15 protein-coding genes and 1 riboswitch are annotated in these 15,256 nt (G+C 50.8%); of the genes, 9 read left to right on the top strand and 6 right to left on the bottom strand.

Annotated features, from left to right (window positions below; genetic code table 11):
* Positions 1-211: 211 nt before the first annotated feature.
* From ACFORK_RS21770 to ACFORK_RS21760, 3 genes are all read left to right on the top strand, one after another.
* Complete coding sequence (locus ACFORK_RS21770; protein WP_379203189.1) at positions 212-490, top strand: metal-sensitive transcriptional regulator; 279 nt, start codon at positions 212-214, stop codon at positions 488-490.
* A 236-nt stretch (positions 491-726) separates the two neighbouring features.
* A complete protein-coding gene (gene copZ / locus ACFORK_RS21765) occupies positions 727-927 on the top strand; it encodes a copper chaperone CopZ (protein WP_379202939.1) in 201 nt (66 codons plus the stop codon).
* Between the two features lie 117 nt (positions 928-1,044).
* Positions 1,045-3,501, top strand: coding sequence for a heavy metal translocating P-type ATPase (locus ACFORK_RS21760; RefSeq protein ID WP_379202937.1), 2,457 nt, complete (start codon positions 1,045-1,047; stop codon positions 3,499-3,501).
* A gap of 146 nt (positions 3,502-3,647) precedes the next feature.
* Here ACFORK_RS21760 and ACFORK_RS21755 read toward each other — a convergent pair whose 3' ends face one another.
* The gene (locus ACFORK_RS21755; protein ID WP_379202935.1) at positions 3,648-4,604 is read right to left on the bottom strand and encodes a DMT family transporter; all 957 of its coding nucleotides are present in this window, start codon (positions 4,602-4,604) and stop codon (positions 3,648-3,650) included.
* Between the two features lie 249 nt (positions 4,605-4,853).
* On the opposite strand from ACFORK_RS21755, the gene ACFORK_RS21750 reads away from it, so the two are divergent.
* From ACFORK_RS21750 to ACFORK_RS21725, 6 genes are all read left to right on the top strand, one after another.
* The gene (locus tag ACFORK_RS21750) at positions 4,854-6,197 is read left to right on the top strand and encodes an aminotransferase-like domain-containing protein (protein ID WP_379202933.1); all 1,344 of its coding nucleotides are present in this window, start codon (positions 4,854-4,856) and stop codon (positions 6,195-6,197) included.
* Positions 6,198-6,302: 105 nt separating this feature from the next.
* Entirely contained in the window at positions 6,303-7,055 is a 753-nt protein-coding gene (gene nfsA, locus ACFORK_RS21745; RefSeq protein WP_379202931.1) for an oxygen-insensitive NADPH nitroreductase, read from the top strand.
* A gap of 295 nt (positions 7,056-7,350) precedes the next feature.
* Positions 7,351-8,259 (top strand): ABC transporter ATP-binding protein, encoded by a 909-nt coding sequence (locus ACFORK_RS21740; protein WP_379202929.1) that lies wholly within the window; start codon positions 7,351-7,353, stop codon positions 8,257-8,259.
* A gap of 2 nt (positions 8,260-8,261) precedes the next feature.
* The gene (locus ACFORK_RS21735) at positions 8,262-8,996 is read left to right on the top strand and encodes an ABC transporter permease (RefSeq protein ID WP_379202927.1); all 735 of its coding nucleotides are present in this window, start codon (positions 8,262-8,264) and stop codon (positions 8,994-8,996) included.
* Between the two features lie 6 nt (positions 8,997-9,002).
* Positions 9,003-10,154 carry a sensor histidine kinase gene (locus ACFORK_RS21730; RefSeq protein ID WP_379202925.1) on the top strand — a complete coding sequence of 384 codons (1,152 nt, stop codon included), beginning with the start codon at positions 9,003-9,005 and terminating at the stop codon, positions 10,152-10,154.
* Positions 10,151-10,753, top strand: a complete 603-nt coding sequence (locus ACFORK_RS21725; RefSeq protein WP_379202923.1) for a response regulator transcription factor — start codon at positions 10,151-10,153, stop codon at positions 10,751-10,753. The genes ACFORK_RS21730 and ACFORK_RS21725 overlap by 4 nt, the downstream gene beginning before the upstream one ends.
* A 22-nt stretch (positions 10,754-10,775) precedes the next feature.
* Here the strand turns inward: ACFORK_RS21725 and ACFORK_RS21720 are convergent, their stop codons facing one another.
* From ACFORK_RS21720 to ACFORK_RS21700, 5 genes are all read right to left on the bottom strand, one after another.
* On the bottom strand, positions 10,776-11,399 hold the full coding sequence (locus ACFORK_RS21720) for a hypothetical protein (RefSeq protein ID WP_379202921.1): 624 nt from the start codon (positions 11,397-11,399) through the stop codon (positions 10,776-10,778).
* Positions 11,400-11,788: 389 nt separating this feature from the next.
* Entirely contained in the window at positions 11,789-12,655 is an 867-nt protein-coding gene (locus tag ACFORK_RS21715) for an ABC transporter ATP-binding protein (RefSeq protein ID WP_379202919.1), read from the bottom strand.
* An 18-nt stretch (positions 12,656-12,673) separates the two neighbouring features.
* Positions 12,674-13,435, bottom strand: a complete 762-nt coding sequence (locus ACFORK_RS21710) for an ABC transporter permease (RefSeq protein ID WP_379202917.1) — start codon at positions 13,433-13,435, stop codon at positions 12,674-12,676.
* Positions 13,432-13,725, bottom strand: a complete 294-nt coding sequence (locus ACFORK_RS21705) for an MTH1187 family thiamine-binding protein (RefSeq protein ID WP_066374901.1) — start codon at positions 13,723-13,725, stop codon at positions 13,432-13,434. The genes ACFORK_RS21710 and ACFORK_RS21705 overlap by 4 nt, the downstream gene beginning before the upstream one ends.
* Positions 13,726-13,775: 50 nt before the next feature.
* A complete protein-coding gene (locus ACFORK_RS21700; protein ID WP_379202915.1) occupies positions 13,776-14,843 on the bottom strand; it encodes an ABC transporter substrate-binding protein in 1,068 nt (355 codons plus the stop codon).
* A gap of 216 nt (positions 14,844-15,059) precedes the next feature.
* Positions 15,060-15,171: riboswitch (TPP riboswitch) on the bottom strand.
* Positions 15,172-15,256 lie beyond the last annotated feature (85 nt).

Below are 15,256 nucleotides of genomic sequence, written 5' to 3'. Positions count from 1 at the left end.
GCTATTTTATAACAAAAAACAATTATTTTTACTCATTTTCAGCATCATTAAATCAAAGAAAAGTATGGTGATGTGACTTTTTTGATAGTCTTGACATACCCATGGGGGGTATATTATAGTGGATTCAAGGAGGCTGATGCATGTGTCTGTTAATGAAAAAGAACGGGCAGGGCATTCCTGCAGCGATGAATGCGGGACTTCCGATTCTGGTGTGCGTAAGAGTCATCACTCTTCCGATTTCAAGAGCCTGCTGACCACAAGACTCAACCGAATTGAGGGCCAGGTTCGCGGAATCAAGGGAATGATTGACCGAGATACCTATTGTGATGATGTCCTTAATCAACTGGCTGCGGTTCAATCGGCACTGGGCGGTGTTGGACGGCTGCTGCTCGAAGGCCATATGAAGAGCTGCATTATCGAACGTATCGAAGCTGGTGAGCATGAGGTCATCGACGAGTTGCTGGTGACTGTGAATAAATTAATGAAATAATTGGCCCAATTAAAAATTAGAGGTTAACTATACGCGGGCATTAGAGCGAAGGGTCGGAGGGATTCTGTAGAAACGATAGTGTTCGCCTTTAAATCCTGATTTCAACCTATAACTCTTTTTACCATCTAGAAATCGGGATTTAACAGCGATCGGAAGAACCCTCCGAGCCCGTAGCGCCCTCATTTAGCGCAACCACCGATTTTGATTTTGAGCCAAAAAATTAGGGAGGAATTATCATGTCAAATGCTGTACTTAACGTTGAAGGAATGTCTTGCGGTCACTGTGTGAGTTCTGTAGAGAAGGCTGTATCGAATCTTGGTGCTTCTGCGAAGGTAGATCTGTCAGCCAAGACAGTAGCCGTTGATTTCGATGAGAACAAGGTTAGCCTCAGCGCCATTAAAGAAGCTATCGAAGATCAAGGGTATGATGTAGTTTAACTTGAAGCACAGTAATAAGGCTTGGAGCAGTACGGACCTTCTTGGTTCCCGAGGCGCCAACGCCTTTTCTTTTGAAGATTATTATACCCCTTGGGGGTATGTGAAGAGGTGGAGAAGATGGGAAACACTGCAGCGGTACCGGAGGAGAAGCAGACGACTCTGCAAATTACAGGCATGACTTGTTCGGCTTGCGCAGCTCGGATTGAGAAAGGGTTGTCCAAAATGGAGGGCGTCTCCCGTGCGAATGTGAACCTGGCACTGGAGCAAGCGACAGTGGGCTTCGATCCGAAGGTGGCCGGACTGCCTGAGATCGAAGCGAAGATTCGTGCACTGGGCTATGATACCGTAAAAGAATCTGCCGATTTTGATATCTCGGGCATGACCTGTGCAGCTTGTTCGGCACGTATAGAGAAGGTGCTGGGGAAAATGCCGGGGATTGCTTCGGTGAATGTGAATCTGGCACTGGAAACCGCGCATGTCGAATACACACCAGGCGATATCGGGACCCGAGAGATCATGGAGAAGGTCAGCAGCATCGGATATAAAGCTACGCTTAAGCAGGATCGCAAAGACAATGTTGATCGGCGGGGAGCGGAGATTAAGCATAAGCGGAACAAATGGATCATCTCCGCTATTCTGTCCTTGCCGCTGTTATGGGCAATGGCTGGACATTTTTCCTTTACCACCTGGATCCCTACTCCTGATCTGTTCATGAATCCTTGGTTCCAATTGGTATTGGCTACTCCAGTTCAGTTCATTATCGGCTGGCAGTTCTACGTCGGCGCTTATAAGGCGCTGCGCAATGGCAGTGCCAATATGGACGTGCTAGTCGCACTAGGGACCTCGGCTGCTTATTTCTATAGCTTATACCTGACAATTGATTCGCTTAACATGTCGGGCATGGATCATACGGTAGAGATGTATTATGAGACGAGTGCGATTCTGATCACGTTGATTCTGGTCGGCAAATGGTTCGAGGCGCTGGCCAAGGGCCGCTCATCGGATGCTATTAAGAGTCTTATGGGCTTGCAGGCGAAGACCGCGCTCGTTATTCGGGACGGAGCCGAGATCAGCATCCCTGTGGATGAGGTAGTTCCTGGCGACATCGTATTGGTTAAACCGGGAACAAAAGTACCTGTGGACGGCGAGGTCGTAGAAGGTTTGTCATCAGTGGACGAATCTATGCTGACTGGCGAGAGCATCCCGGTGGAAAAGAAGCCCGGGGATACTGTAATTGGCGCAACGCTGAACAAGAACGGAATGCTGCGGGTGAAAGCCAGCCGAGTAGGACGGGACACTGCGCTTGCACAGATTATCCGAGTCGTGGAAGAGGCGCAGGGTTCCAAGGCGCCGATCCAGCGGATCGCTGATGTCATTTCCGGTATCTTCGTACCGATTGTGGTCGGGATTGCGGTCTTGACCTTCCTGATCTGGTATTTCGGTGTTGCTCCCGGCCAGTTCTCGGAAGCGCTGGAGAAAGCGATCGCGGTGCTGGTTATTGCCTGTCCGTGTGCCTTGGGGCTGGCAACACCAACGTCAATCATGGCGGGCTCGGGCCGGGCAGCGGAACTGGGCATTCTGTTCAAGGGCGGTGAGCATCTGGAAGCCGCACAAGGCATTCAGGTCGTTGTCCTCGATAAGACAGGGACTGTAACTAACGGCAAACCTGTGCTGACCGATGTTATTATCGCTGAAAGTGCTGCAGGGAATGACAAGGCAGCAGCCGAGAATGAGCTGCTTTCGTTGACCGCCGCTGCGGAAAAGCTGTCCGAGCATCCGCTTGCGGAGGCGATTGTCGCCGGAGCGGTGGACAGAGGACTGACCCTGCCGGAAGCAGGACAGTTCAATAACATACCTGGCCGGGGTATATCGGCTGTGGTGAATGCCCAAGCGGTGAAGGTTGGTACACGCCGCATGATGGAAGAAGAAGGCCTGGATATTACGGCCTGGACGGCGCTGATGACAGGACTGGAGCAGGAAGGGAAGACAGCGATGCTGGTAGCTGTCGAGAAGGCAGTGGTCGGGGTCGTCGCTGTGGCCGACACGATCAAAGACACTTCACGGGCAGCTGTAGCTGCACTGCACAAGATGGGTATCGAGGTTGTCATGATTACAGGTGACAACAAGATCACTGCCGAGGCCATTGCGAAGCAGGCCGGGATCACTAAGGTGCTAGCCGAGGTCCTGCCGGAGGGCAAGGCCGAGGAGGTTCGCAAGCTGCAGGCGGGCGGAACCAAGGTGGCGATGGTCGGCGACGGCATCAACGATGCGCCGGCGCTGGCGACCGCCGACACAGGCATGGCGGTCGGCACCGGGACAGACGTGGCGATGGAAGCCGCGGACATCACACTGATGCGCGGCGATCTGAAGAGCATCCCGGATGCGATTGAGATGAGCCGCAAGACGATGCGGAACATCAAGCAGAATCTGTTCTGGGCGCTGGCCTACAATACGATCGGGATTCCAATCGCGGCCCTAGGCTTCCTAGCCCCATGGCTCGCGGGAGCGGCGATGGCTTTCAGCTCTGTATCTGTTGTGCTGAACGCACTGCGGTTGCAGCGGGTGAAGTTGTAAGGCAATATAGAGTTGATTTCTGTCGACAGGAGCGTCATAAAATCTGTAGACAGAATTAATAAAAAGTCGCAGGTGCCGTATTAGGCAGCTGCGACTTTTTTTAATATCAGGACAGGAAGACACGATGACTTTCTCTTAGATAAGGGTCATAATTTTGCTGATTTAGACATCGGCATATTAACAGGAATTGCGGCAGCTTTTTTCCGGCCCAGACGGTTCGTGCCAATAACCCCTGCGATGATCAGAGCTGAGCCAATCAAGTGGTACATCGTGATTTCTTCACCCAGAAAGATCGCCCCAGCCGCAAGCGATACAATTGTGGAGAGATTGGCGAACACGCTCATGAGGGAAGCTTCGATTTTGGACAAGATATAGTTAGAGGATAATGTAGTGACGAGTGAGGCAATGACGCCCAAATAAAGTGCCGATAAGATAAACGTATCGCTGCTCAGCGGTTTGAAGAACTGGCCCATTGTTCCGTTGCTGATATGCTCGGTTACCGAAATAATCAGGAAAGTGGCGAAGCCGATTCCCATCATCAAGTAGCTGATTTCAGCAGGGCTGAAATGCTTGGTGAGTGAACGGGCCATCACGCTGTATCCGGCAAAAGCCACACAGGTCAGGAACAGCAGCACAATTCCGGTCATATTGGACAGATTAATGCTGCTGCCTTTCATCACAAAGATGAACACCACACCGAATACGGACAGGAAAATACATAACTTTTGCAGGAGCGTCGTTGTTTCTTTCAAGAAGATCGAAGCGATAATCATCGTAACTACCGGTGTAAAAGCATAGAGAATCCCTCCTTCGGCCGAGGTGGCGTGCTGGAGTCCGAATACTTGAAGCGTGAAGAACCCGAGCGGATACATGGTTGCCAGCAGTAGTGCCTTGAAAATAGGCTTGCCACGGTAGGAGATTTTGACCCAGCCGAAGGCGACCGGGATCGACATCACCAGGAAAGAAGCGGCGAAGCGGAAGGTCAGTGTATCGAGCGGTCCGGCGTGGCCGAGTGCTACTTTGGTAAACAAAAATGAGAATCCGATGATAGCCGCATTGAGTACGGCGAGAATATATGCCAGTTTGAGACCTTTTGGCTGCATGGTTGCATCTCCCTTTCTATAGCAAGGCGGAGAGTGAATCCGCCTCTGTTTGTTACTTTAAAATTAAAAGAATTTATGTCGCCCTACAATGTCTGTTTTTCATAACTGTACCGATACAGATGCAAGATTCGTTTATAATGAATGGAGAAGAATGGTGTTAGCATGAACGTATGCTTGGTGCGGGAATCTATAGGATAAAATATTGGATTCTACTTTTTGTGCGAGACGAAGGTTGTATAGGAGGGCATTATGAAAAAGTATCATTCCGTCTTAGCGGATATGGAAAACCAAATTCGGGAGGGGAAATATAGCCCTGGACAAAAGCTGCCCTCCGTGCGAAGTGCCGCAGCATTCTACGAGTGCAGTATTAGCACTGTTTTAAGGGCATATGGAGAGCTCGAAAGAAAACACACAGTATATTCCATTCCGCAAAGCGGATATTACATAGTGGAGAAACCTGAGGACCAGGGGCCTTCGACTGGCCATGAGACTCTGGATTTTGCCTCCGCTTCGCCCGATCTGAACGTATTTCCGTATTTGGATTTTCAGCATTGTCTCAACAAAGCAATTGATATCTACAAATACCACCTGTTCACTTACAGTGATATTTTGGGATGGGGGACGCTGCGTCATACCTTGGTATCCCATTTGGCTGAATATCAGGTGTTTGCCAAAGCAGAGCGGATCATTATCACCTCGGGCATCCAGCAGGCGCTCGAAATTCTGGCCAAGATGCCATTTCCAGGCTGGGGGACACAAATTCTCGTCGAACAGCCAGGCTACGACATCTATCTGCGTTATTTGGAGGGCGAGGGTCTGCCCGTCAGTGGAATCGCTCGTTCGGCAGCAGGCATTGATCTGCAGGAGCTGGAGGAGAAATTCAAGAGCGGGAACATCAAATTTTTCTATACAATGCCTAGGTATCAGAATCCGCTTGGAACCTCCTATAGCGCAGAGGAACGGAGAGCCATCGCCAGCTTGGCCGCCAGATACGATGTCTATATCGTTGAGGATGACTACATGGCCGATCTGGGTACGGAGCGGCGTTTTGATCCCATTTATGCGTATGATCAGACTTCACACGTTATTTATTTAAAAAGCTTTTCGAAGATTATCTTCCCTGGTCTCAGACTGGGTGCGGTAGTGTTACCAGAAGCTCTGCTGGAGGCCTTTCGTTCGCATAAAGGTTATACGGACACCTCCCTATTGTCTCAGGCGGCACTTGAGATCTACATCAAGAATGGGATGTATGAGCATCACAAGCACAAAATAAAGGACCTGTACGGGGAGAGAATGGACGCGCTGTATGCGGCACTTGAACGGCACAACACAGAGGGCTTGATTGAGGTGTCTCCCGGTAGTTCCGGTGTCTATGTGCAGTTTAAACTGCCGGGAACGCTGAACCTGGACCGCCTGCTTAAACGTCTGAAAGAGAGGAAGATCAGCGTTGTGTCCGGAAGGGGATTCTATCTAACCGACTATCAGGAGCGGGAGAAATTTATACGGATCAGCATTTCACGCGCCCGGTTGGAGCAGATCGACGAGGGCATTCAGGTGATTGTTCAGGAGGTAAAGCGCACGGGCAGGTGGTAGACCAACTAGTCTGTACATTTTTATTTGTATGCTCATGTATGTTATTAATATAGAGACAGGCTTGCAAGAGAAGCCAATTCCGGGATAAAGAGAGGCGAATGAGTAATGAAACCGAATAATGAAACTCTGGAGCTGTTGAACCGACATGCCTCGGTTCGTCAGTATAAGGATACCCCTGTCAGCGAAGATCAGCTTGCAGCTATCATTGGTGCAGCTCAGATGGCTTCCACTTCCAGCAACGTTCAGGCGTACAGCGTTATCGCAGTGACCGACCCTGCATTAAAAAGCCAGCTTGCTGCATTAGCCGGTAATCAGGTCTATATCGAGCAGTCCCCTGTCTTTCTGGTCTGGTGTGCAGACCTGTATCGCCTTCGGGAAGCGTCCACGCCACATCTGGCCGGCAGCCCCTCCTATGAGGACACCACGGAGAATCTGATCGTCGCTACAGTCGATGTGGCCCTCGCTGCGCAAAATGCAGCTGTAGCAGCAGAGTCGCTGGGGCTGGGCATCGTCTACATTGGCGGTGTCCGCACTAAGATTGCAGAGGTGTCGGAGCTGCTGGGGCTTCCAGAATTGGTCTACCCTGTATTCGGTATGTGCGTTGGTTATCCGGCAGCAAGGGCAGGGCTGCGTCCGCGTCTGTCGCTTCAGGCTGTGCTACATCGCAACGGCTATGATGCTAAGGCAACTGTGGAGCAGGTTAAGGCTTATGACGAAGAAAGTCGGGTATACATGCGTGAACGGACCGGCGGTGCGAATGACACACCTTGGTCTGCAATGATGGCAAAACGATTATCGGAGCCGGCTCGTCTGCAGTTGAAGGACTTTTTACAGGCAAAAGGCTTCCTGCGTAGATAATTCTGGGTACATCTATCAGAAATATATAGAGCAATTAGAGGAAATCCCCCGGGAGCTTAGGCTTCAATCGGGGGATTTTTTAATGGGAATTTCCTTATATCTATAACGAATGGAAAATGATATTATCCAAATAAATGCAATTATGTATGTTTATTTTGGCCGAAAGATTCTTTCGATCAACAGGTGACAATTGTCAACTTAAAGCAGTGACACTCCATACTAATGTCATCTCCTTTTTGACATTAGTATTAGATGCATGAAGAAGAACTCAACGGATTATGGGAGGGAATAGGGCATGGAGACAGTAATTGCAATGAAAGGCGTCAGCAAAGTATTCAAGGAGAAAAAGGCGGTAGATAACATTAGCTTTAACATAAACAAAGGTTCGATTACCGCCATTCTGGGGCCGAATGGAGCAGGCAAGACCACAGCCATCCTGATGATGCTGGGTCTGCTGGAGCCGACTGAAGGCTCTGTAACCATCTTTGGACTGCATCCCAAAGACAAGGCGGTGCGTGAGAAGACGGGTTCCATGCTGCAGGAGGTCAGTGTCATGGACCGTTTGAAGGTCAAGGAGATCATCAACCTGATCTCCAGTTACTATGAGCGCCCCATGGATCAGAAGCTACTGGTGGAAGCAACGGGTCTTGTCCCGGCAGATCTAAACCGGTATGCCGAGAAGCTATCGGGTGGCCAGAAGCGCAGTCTCGGCTTTGCGCTCGCACTTGCTGGAGATCCTGATCTGCTGTTCTTTGATGAGCCGACGGTCGGGCTGGATATTACCGCCCGGCGGCGGTTCTGGGAGAAGGTGCGGGGACTGGCAGCTCAGGGCAAGACAATTCTGTTCACTACGCACTATCTGCCGGAAGCGGAGGATATCGCCGACCGTATTCTCCTTTTTAACCGGGGAATCCTCGCGGCAGACGGCAGTCCGGACGAGATCAAGGCGAGAATCGTGAAGCGCTCGCTGTCCTTTTTGCAACCGACTGGTGGACCGGATCTTCAGCAGCAGTTGCTGGCTCTCCCTTCCATAGACGGCTGTTACTATAAGGACGGGCGAATCTTCGTGACTACAGAAGACACGGATGACGCGTTGCGGGATATTTTTACGGCTGGTCTGCCGGTGAAGGATGTACGCATTGACCAGGGACGGCTGGATGAAGCCTTTGAACAGCTTACAATGAACCAAGAGGGGGCGATCTAACGATGAGAAGTCTAACGATGCAGTGCAAAGCAGAAATGCTGCGAATTGTGCGCAATCCCTACTATGTATTTTGGTCGTTATTCATGCCGATCATGTTCTATTTTATTTTCACTCGGGTCGTAAACACGAGCGACAGCGATCCGACCTGGGCAGCACATTATCTCATGTCGATGGCGGCCTTCAGCGTGATGGGATCAGCGATTATGACGCTTGGCATTCGTCTTGTGCAGGAACGCTCGCAGGGGTGGACGACTTTTATCCGTATTACTCCGCTACCGGGATACGTGTACTTTTTGGGCAAAATGTTCGGTCAGACGATGATGCATCTCTTCTCGATCATCTGCATTTTTGCAGCAGGCTATCTCATAAATGGGGTCTCGCTGTCTATGGAGCAGTGGCTGCTAAGCGGATTGTGGCTACTGGTCGGCTCCTTGCCTTTCCTCGCAATGGGTACGCTGGTGGGTTCGATGAAACGGGTGGATACAGCCAGTGGTGTCAGTAACGCCGTCTATATGGCCCTTGCTATAACCGGTGGTATGTGGATGCCGCTGGAGGTTTTGCCGCGCCTGATGCAGAAAATCGGAGTTTGGCTGCCTTCTTACAACTATGGAAATGGTGCCTGGCAGATCGTGCAGGGTTCGCATCCGGAATGGAGTAATATCCTGATTTTGCTCGGTTATCTCGCCGTATTCATGATACTATCGGTGTATATTCGTAAAAAACAGGAAGCGGTGTAAAAAACGATGAAGCAGTGGCAGTTCCGGCTATTTCCCAAAAAGCACGGCATCTTCCCGTTTATTTGGGTGGTTTATATGATCCTGCCGATTTTGAACATGCAAGAATATACCGGAATCAAACTGGCGGTAGGATATGCCATGATGGGGTTGTTCGCAGTAACTTATCGCCAGTTGTACTGGGCCCAAGGCCGTGCATTTACCGCTTGGTTGGCCGTGCAAATGCTGATTATTTTACTGCTCTCGCTTCTTTACAACCCCCAAAACGTTTATCTCGGTTTCTTCACAGCCAATTTTGTCAGCTGGTATAGCGATAATCGGAAATTCAATATCATCTATGCCATCTTTGTGGTGCAGGAATTATTCCTTGTGGCTTGGGGACTCAGGGAAATGGAAAGTACGGATTCATTGTTTCTGCTTCCATTCATTATAATCATGCTGATTTCGCCTTTTGGGATACGTTCTATGTTCCGCCGCCGTCATCTGGAGAAGGAGCTGGACGAGGCCAACGAGGTCATTAAAGAGCTTGTTAAGCGCGAAGAACGCATGCGTATTGCCCGTGACTTGCATGATACGCTTGGTCATACGCTTTCGCTGATTACCCTGAAGAGTCAGTTGGTTGAGAAGCTCGTATCCAAGGATACGCAGCGCGCAGAGGCTGAAGCGCGGGAGATTCAGCGCACCTCCCGTGCTGCGCTTAGGCAGGTGCGGGAACTGGTCTCCGAGATGCGGGCCATCACAGTGGCCGAGGAGTTAACCGAGGCCGGAGAGATGCTGCGCACAGCAGAGATTGCCCTGGAGATTGAGGGGGATGTTTCCCTTGGGGAAGTATCCGACCTCAATCAGAACATACTCAGCCTCTGTATCAAAGAGGCGGTTACCAACATTGTGCGGCATAGCGGGGCCAGTAAATGTGTTATTAGCACTGTGAAGAGTGATGGACAAGTGAGAATCATCATCCGGGACAACGGGCATGGATTGCAGTCTCAGGTTAGCTCAGATGCTGGATTCAGAGAGGGCAACGGCCTGAAGGGAATGCATGAACGCCTGTCCCTGATTGACGGCTCACTGACCATCAGTGCCGACGGGAGTAAGGGTACAGTATTGACCGTAATGATTCCCCTGGTGGTCAAAGAACGAAAGGATGGGGAGACCGCATGATAACAATCTTAATTGCAGAGGATCAGCGCCTGCTGCGCGGCGCCATGGCTTCCTTGCTAGACCTGGAAGATGATATCGAGGTGGTTGGAGAGGCGGGGGACGGTGCTGAGGCGCTGGCCCAGATCGAGAAGCTTCAGCCGGATGTCTGTCTGATGGATATTGAAATGCCACGAATGAGTGGGTTAGAAGTTGCTGAATTACTGAAGAAGAAGGGCTCGCGAACCCGTGTCATCATCCTGACAACCTTTGCCCGGCCTGGTTATTTCGAACGGGGGGTGAAGGCGGATATACAAGGCTATCTGCTCAAGGACGAGCCTGTCGAGAAGATCGCAGGTGCGATTCGCCAAGTCATGCAAGGCCATAAGGAAGTATCCCCGGAGTTGGTCTTCGGAAGCTTGCGGGAGGAGAATCCGCTGACCGCAAGAGAGCGTGAGATCCTTAAGCTGGCGGGAGAAGGCCAGACAGCGGGTGAGATCGCAGCTACACTGCATCTTTCTTATGGCACAGTCCGCAATTATATTTCCGAGATTCTGAACAAGCTTGAAGTGAAAAGTCGGATTGAAGCGGTAAGAATTGCTGAGGAGAAGGGCTGGATTTAAGGAGCGGCCTCTTTAGCTTAAGTCACGCTTTCTTCAATGAAAACAGAATATAGATCGTATCAATTGCCTGGGACTCTTCCAAAACCCACGAGGTTTGGGCTAAAATTCGCTGCAACCCCTCCAGCCCAAGGTATTGGATTTGCACGCCAATAAACTCTGTAAATCCCAGGTATCCCGGATTTATATGCAACCGGTCGAAAATTAATGAACCGGTGACCCGGGCGTCCGCCGGGGAGTTGATATAGAAATGGTTTAAATTATTAATGATATCCGAATCCGAACCGTACTCAAAAAGACCGCCCTCCGATGAACAGAGCTGAATCCACTCGGAGCGCTCCAAACTCATCTTTTGTAAAGCCTCCGGTTGGCTCCAGTCATAATGAATAGTATTAAGGGTAATGTCTATGTTATGGAAACGTTCCCCCGGCTGCTTCAAAACTTCAATGCACCGTTTTGCGAAACTGGGGCCGTAGCTATCGATATCTAGAATGTTGATTTCAATCTTCCGTCTCTTGAGTAATTCCGGGTCAGATTCCTGGATTAGAATCAGTGTGTTGATGCTGTCGGTAGCGGCCCCTCCAGCAATATTGAAGAAACAAAGGTTCCGTTCAGGGAATTGCTCCAGCTGGGGCAGCAAAATTTTCAACTGGTGCCGGCAAAGATCTCTCAGTCTGATCCGAAGTCCCATGAAGGAGGTTTGCTTCACCGCCTACTTGTCCCGGAGCCCTAATTTTACCCCCCGGCTTAAACCTGGGCCGAGTTTGTACAGCAAAGTATGCACGCCGCTAAGATAGGAATTGTCTACATTCGACATTTTCACAAAGATCTTTTGAATAAAGCTAGGCATCTTCTTTAATGATTCATACTCATAGTTTTCAACTCCACCTCTCATTATCACTTTTCGTAAATTAATTCATTTAACAAATAAAGCTCAGGAGAATTAGAATACTCTCCTGAGCTTTATCGTATCATTTTCTGTTAAAAAATTACATATCATTCCGTTGATTAGAGCGTTACTTGAGCGCTTCTGCAGAGTTAGGATTGCTGCGCTCGGCTCTTGGCCTGCTCCTCACGCATCCACTGCGACAGCTGACGCTTCAGAGCAAGGAATTCTGGCGTATCCCCAATCTCCTCGCGGCGCGGGCGCGGGAACGGCACATCTACCGTGTGCAGAACCTGACCCGGGCGGCCCGAGAACACATAGATACGATTCGAGAGGAGCAGCGCCTCTTCAATGTTGTGGGTGATGAACAGCACGGAGCGGCGGTTTTCCTCCCACAGCTCCAGCAGCCAGCGCTGCATTTCGCTGCGGGTCAGTGCATCCAGCGCACTGAATGGCTCATCCAGGAGCATCAGCTCCTGCGGTGCCAGCAGCGCCCGGAGGAATGCCACGCGCTGCTGCATCCCGCCTGACAGCATATGCGGGTAAGCCCGTTCGAAGCCGGCGAGGCCGACTTTGGCCAACCACTGACGAGCTTCTTCGCGGCTACCGTCCCGTTTAGCGCCCTTGATCTCTTGGGACAAGAGGACATTATCCTCGATGGTCCGCCAAGGAAAGAGAGCTGGCTGCTGTGGCATATAGCTGATCTCCCCGCGCTGGCCGGTAACGATGGCTCCGTTCATGCTCACCGTTCCACTGTCCGGCTGCTCCAGGCCGCCGATGATATGGAACAGCGTGCTTTTGCCGCAGCCGGAAGGGCCGAGAATGGTCACGAATTCTTGTTGCTCCACCTTTAGTGAGACATTGTTTAGTACAGGAGTAGAGCGGCGGCGCTGGGTGAAGGTCTTGGAGACGGCACTGACTTCGAGAGCAGGTGGCAATCCGTGCAGTCCTGTAGCGACAGTCCTAGCCTCGTTTTTCACCGGCTCCTGCGGTGCAGGTGTATGTGTAAGTTGAGACATTTCGGAAATCCCTCCTTTCTAGGGGTTGCGGCGCGGCTTCCAGCGCACCAGCCATTTTTCCAGCAGAGCGATAATGGCGAAGAGCACCAGGCTCAGCAAGACAACAATGACGATGGCGACGAACATTCGGTCGGTGCGGTAGGCTGATTTTTGCAGCTGCATATAATACCCGATCCCCTTGTCGGCGCCGATCCATTCGGCAACCACGGCTCCCATGACAGCATAAGTAGCGGAGATTTTAACCCCCGAGAACATCGCAGGCAGAGAATGAGGCAACTCCAGCTTGGTGAAAATCTGCCATTTGCTTGCCCCAGCCATTTTCATATAATTCAACATCACCCGATCGCTCTGTGACAGTCCGCCCATGGCGGCCACGGCGACAGGGAAGAAACAGACCAGCGTAATCAGCACCATCTTTGGCAGCAAGCCGAATCCGAACCAGATGACAAGCAAGGGTCCCAAGGCGATGGATGGGACGTTCTGGCTCAGGATCAATAGCGGATAAAAGGCTCGTTTCGCCCACGGCAGCAGGTGCAGCAGCAGCGCTACCACAAGGCCCACACCAGTACCAATGGGAAAGCCGATCAGCGTCAGCTTCAGTGTAGCCAGCGTATGCTCCCAGATGCCGGCGGGATTGCCTGCGAATTCATGCCCGATATCGCGGGGACTAGGCAGAATCCATTTTTCAATATCAAAGAAAGATACGGATAGCTGCCATACTGTCAAAAAGAAGATGACCGCCACAAAGGGCGGCCATATCTGCTTCCAGGACGATCTCACGGCCGGTATTTCTCCGTCAGTTTGTCCATGCTGATTCCGTTCGGATTGTGGGCGATTTTGATCTGGGAGATAACGCTCGGGCTGCCGGCTTGGACTAGTGCTTCATGCATCTCGCGCACGACTTCTAGCAGGTCATTTAGTTCGCCTTCCATCGTCGTTTCGAGCGGGTTCACTTGATGCTTCACACCAGACTTCTGAATAACCTCGATAGCTTTATCCACATAAGGGATGGAATCCTCATTGTTAGGAGTTTTAGGAATAACCTGAATGCTGAGTAGTGTGTTAGCCAATATAATCAATCCTTTCTTAATCTATTATGGTTGAATATGAATACACTTATTTACTGTGCTGCCGGGAGATAATCATTCGTAAACGCTTTGCTGGTATCTACTGGTTTCTCGAGCAGCTTAAGGCCATACATCCAGTCGGCATAGTTTTTCCAGACCTCGGCCTTTTGTTCACCCCAGCGCGGCGCATCATCCTGATATTTTGGACTGAGCCATTTCTGACTGGCCATCACAAGTTTCGGATCGAGGTCAGGGACGGCTTTGATCAGAATATTCGCGGCATCCTCTGGATGATCGATGGCGTATTTGTAGCCTTTGGAGGTCGCTTTAACGAAGGCTTTGACGATCTCGGGATGCTCGGTGATCTCTTTCTCGCTGGTGGTCAGCACAGGTGTGTAATAATCGAGCTGTGGCGCGTAATCCTTTACATAGAGCATGTCGATTGGTTCCCCGCGCAGTTCAGCTTGAATACCGGTCCAGGCATAGAAAATCCAGGCGAAATCAATATCCCGCTTCACAGCTGTAAAAAAGTCGGCTTCGCCCATATTGATGATCTTTACCTTTTTCACATCGGCGCCTTCCGGGTCCATGATAGCTTTGAGTGCTGCTTCTTCCACCGGGGAACCCCAGCCTCCATATGTTTTTCCTTCAAAATCCTTCGGAGAGGTAATGCCCTTGCTCTTCGGAGCCGCAAAACCAGACGTATTATGCTGAATGATGGCGGCAAGCGAGACCAGCGGTACGCCCTGTAGGCGGGCCAAAGTCAGGCCTTCCTGATACCCGATACCAAAAGCGGCTTCACCGGAAGTGACCATCGTGTCTGCACCGGCTGCGCCAGGCTGCACAATTTCAACATCCAGTCCCTCTTCCTTGTAGTACCCAAGATCTCTTGCGACATATAACCCCGTATGGTTCGTGTTCGGTGTCCAGTCGAGCGCGATCTTGATTTTGGTCAGTTCTTGCGGCGTGCCTGACTCCCCGGCGGTCTGAGTGGCGCCAGTGTTTGTCTTGTCTGCTTCCTTGTTGCTTCCGGCAGAGTTGCCGTTATTGCTACCGCATCCGGCAACCGCGATAACGAGCAAACAGGTCAGGCTCAGCATAAGCAGTTTCTTGACTCCCATTTTTTCTATCTCTCCTTTGATGGTACCGGTCCTCAGCAGTATGACTGCGTCAATTCCGGCGAATTTCCCGTCTTCACATCGTCACCCGCTACCTAAAATGCAGGCAGCGCGATTCAATTCCCCATGAAATGCATTAATCGGAAATATACCATAAAAAAAGCGTCCCGAAGATGAACGGGACGCGGCTTTGCGCAAGGATGGCATTGGCCCTAAAGCGGCCATGCTCAATTACGGTTCCTACGCTGGCATTATCCAGATCAGGTATAAGGGTCAGTATCTTGAGGGATACACTCTCAGCCGGCCAATTCCAGCCCCCCTGGTGCTATGAAGTTAACGGGTGATGCTACTTGCTTACGGTGTAATTATAGACGCCCATCTTTTCGTTGTCCAGCAGCTTTGTTGTTCATTTGGCA

The organism is Paenibacillus sp. GCM10012306 (genome assembly GCF_042649265.1).
Lineage (GTDB): Bacteria > Bacillota > Bacilli > Paenibacillales > Paenibacillaceae > Paenibacillus_AQ.
This window is presented reverse-complemented; position numbering and strand designations above follow the sequence as displayed.

Bases quoted from the DNA above. Each gene is read 5' to 3' on its own strand.
- ACFORK_RS21735 (WP_379202927.1), top strand. From the start codon at position 8,262: ATGAGAAGTCTAACGATGCAGTGCAAAGCAGAAATGCTGCGAATTGTG.
- ACFORK_RS21715 (WP_379202919.1), bottom strand. From the start codon at position 12,655: ATGTCTCAACTTACACATACACCTGCACCGCAGGAGCCGGTGAAAAAC.
- ACFORK_RS21725 (WP_379202923.1), top strand. From the start codon at position 10,151: ATGATAACAATCTTAATTGCAGAGGATCAGCGCCTGCTGCGCGGCGCC.
- copZ (WP_379202939.1), top strand. From the start codon at position 727: ATGTCAAATGCTGTACTTAACGTTGAAGGAATGTCTTGCGGTCACTGT.
- ACFORK_RS21700 (WP_379202915.1), bottom strand. From the start codon at position 14,843: ATGGGAGTCAAGAAACTGCTTATGCTGAGCCTGACCTGTTTGCTCGTT.
- ACFORK_RS21730 (WP_379202925.1), top strand. From the start codon at position 9,003: ATGAAGCAGTGGCAGTTCCGGCTATTTCCCAAAAAGCACGGCATCTTC.
- ACFORK_RS21750 (WP_379202933.1), top strand. From the start codon at position 4,854: ATGAAAAAGTATCATTCCGTCTTAGCGGATATGGAAAACCAAATTCGG.
- ACFORK_RS21740 (WP_379202929.1), top strand. From the start codon at position 7,351: ATGGAGACAGTAATTGCAATGAAAGGCGTCAGCAAAGTATTCAAGGAG.
- nfsA (WP_379202931.1), top strand. From the start codon at position 6,303: ATGAAACCGAATAATGAAACTCTGGAGCTGTTGAACCGACATGCCTCG.
- ACFORK_RS21755 (WP_379202935.1), bottom strand. From the start codon at position 4,604: ATGCAGCCAAAAGGTCTCAAACTGGCATATATTCTCGCCGTACTCAAT.
- ACFORK_RS21760 (WP_379202937.1), top strand. From the start codon at position 1,045: ATGGGAAACACTGCAGCGGTACCGGAGGAGAAGCAGACGACTCTGCAA.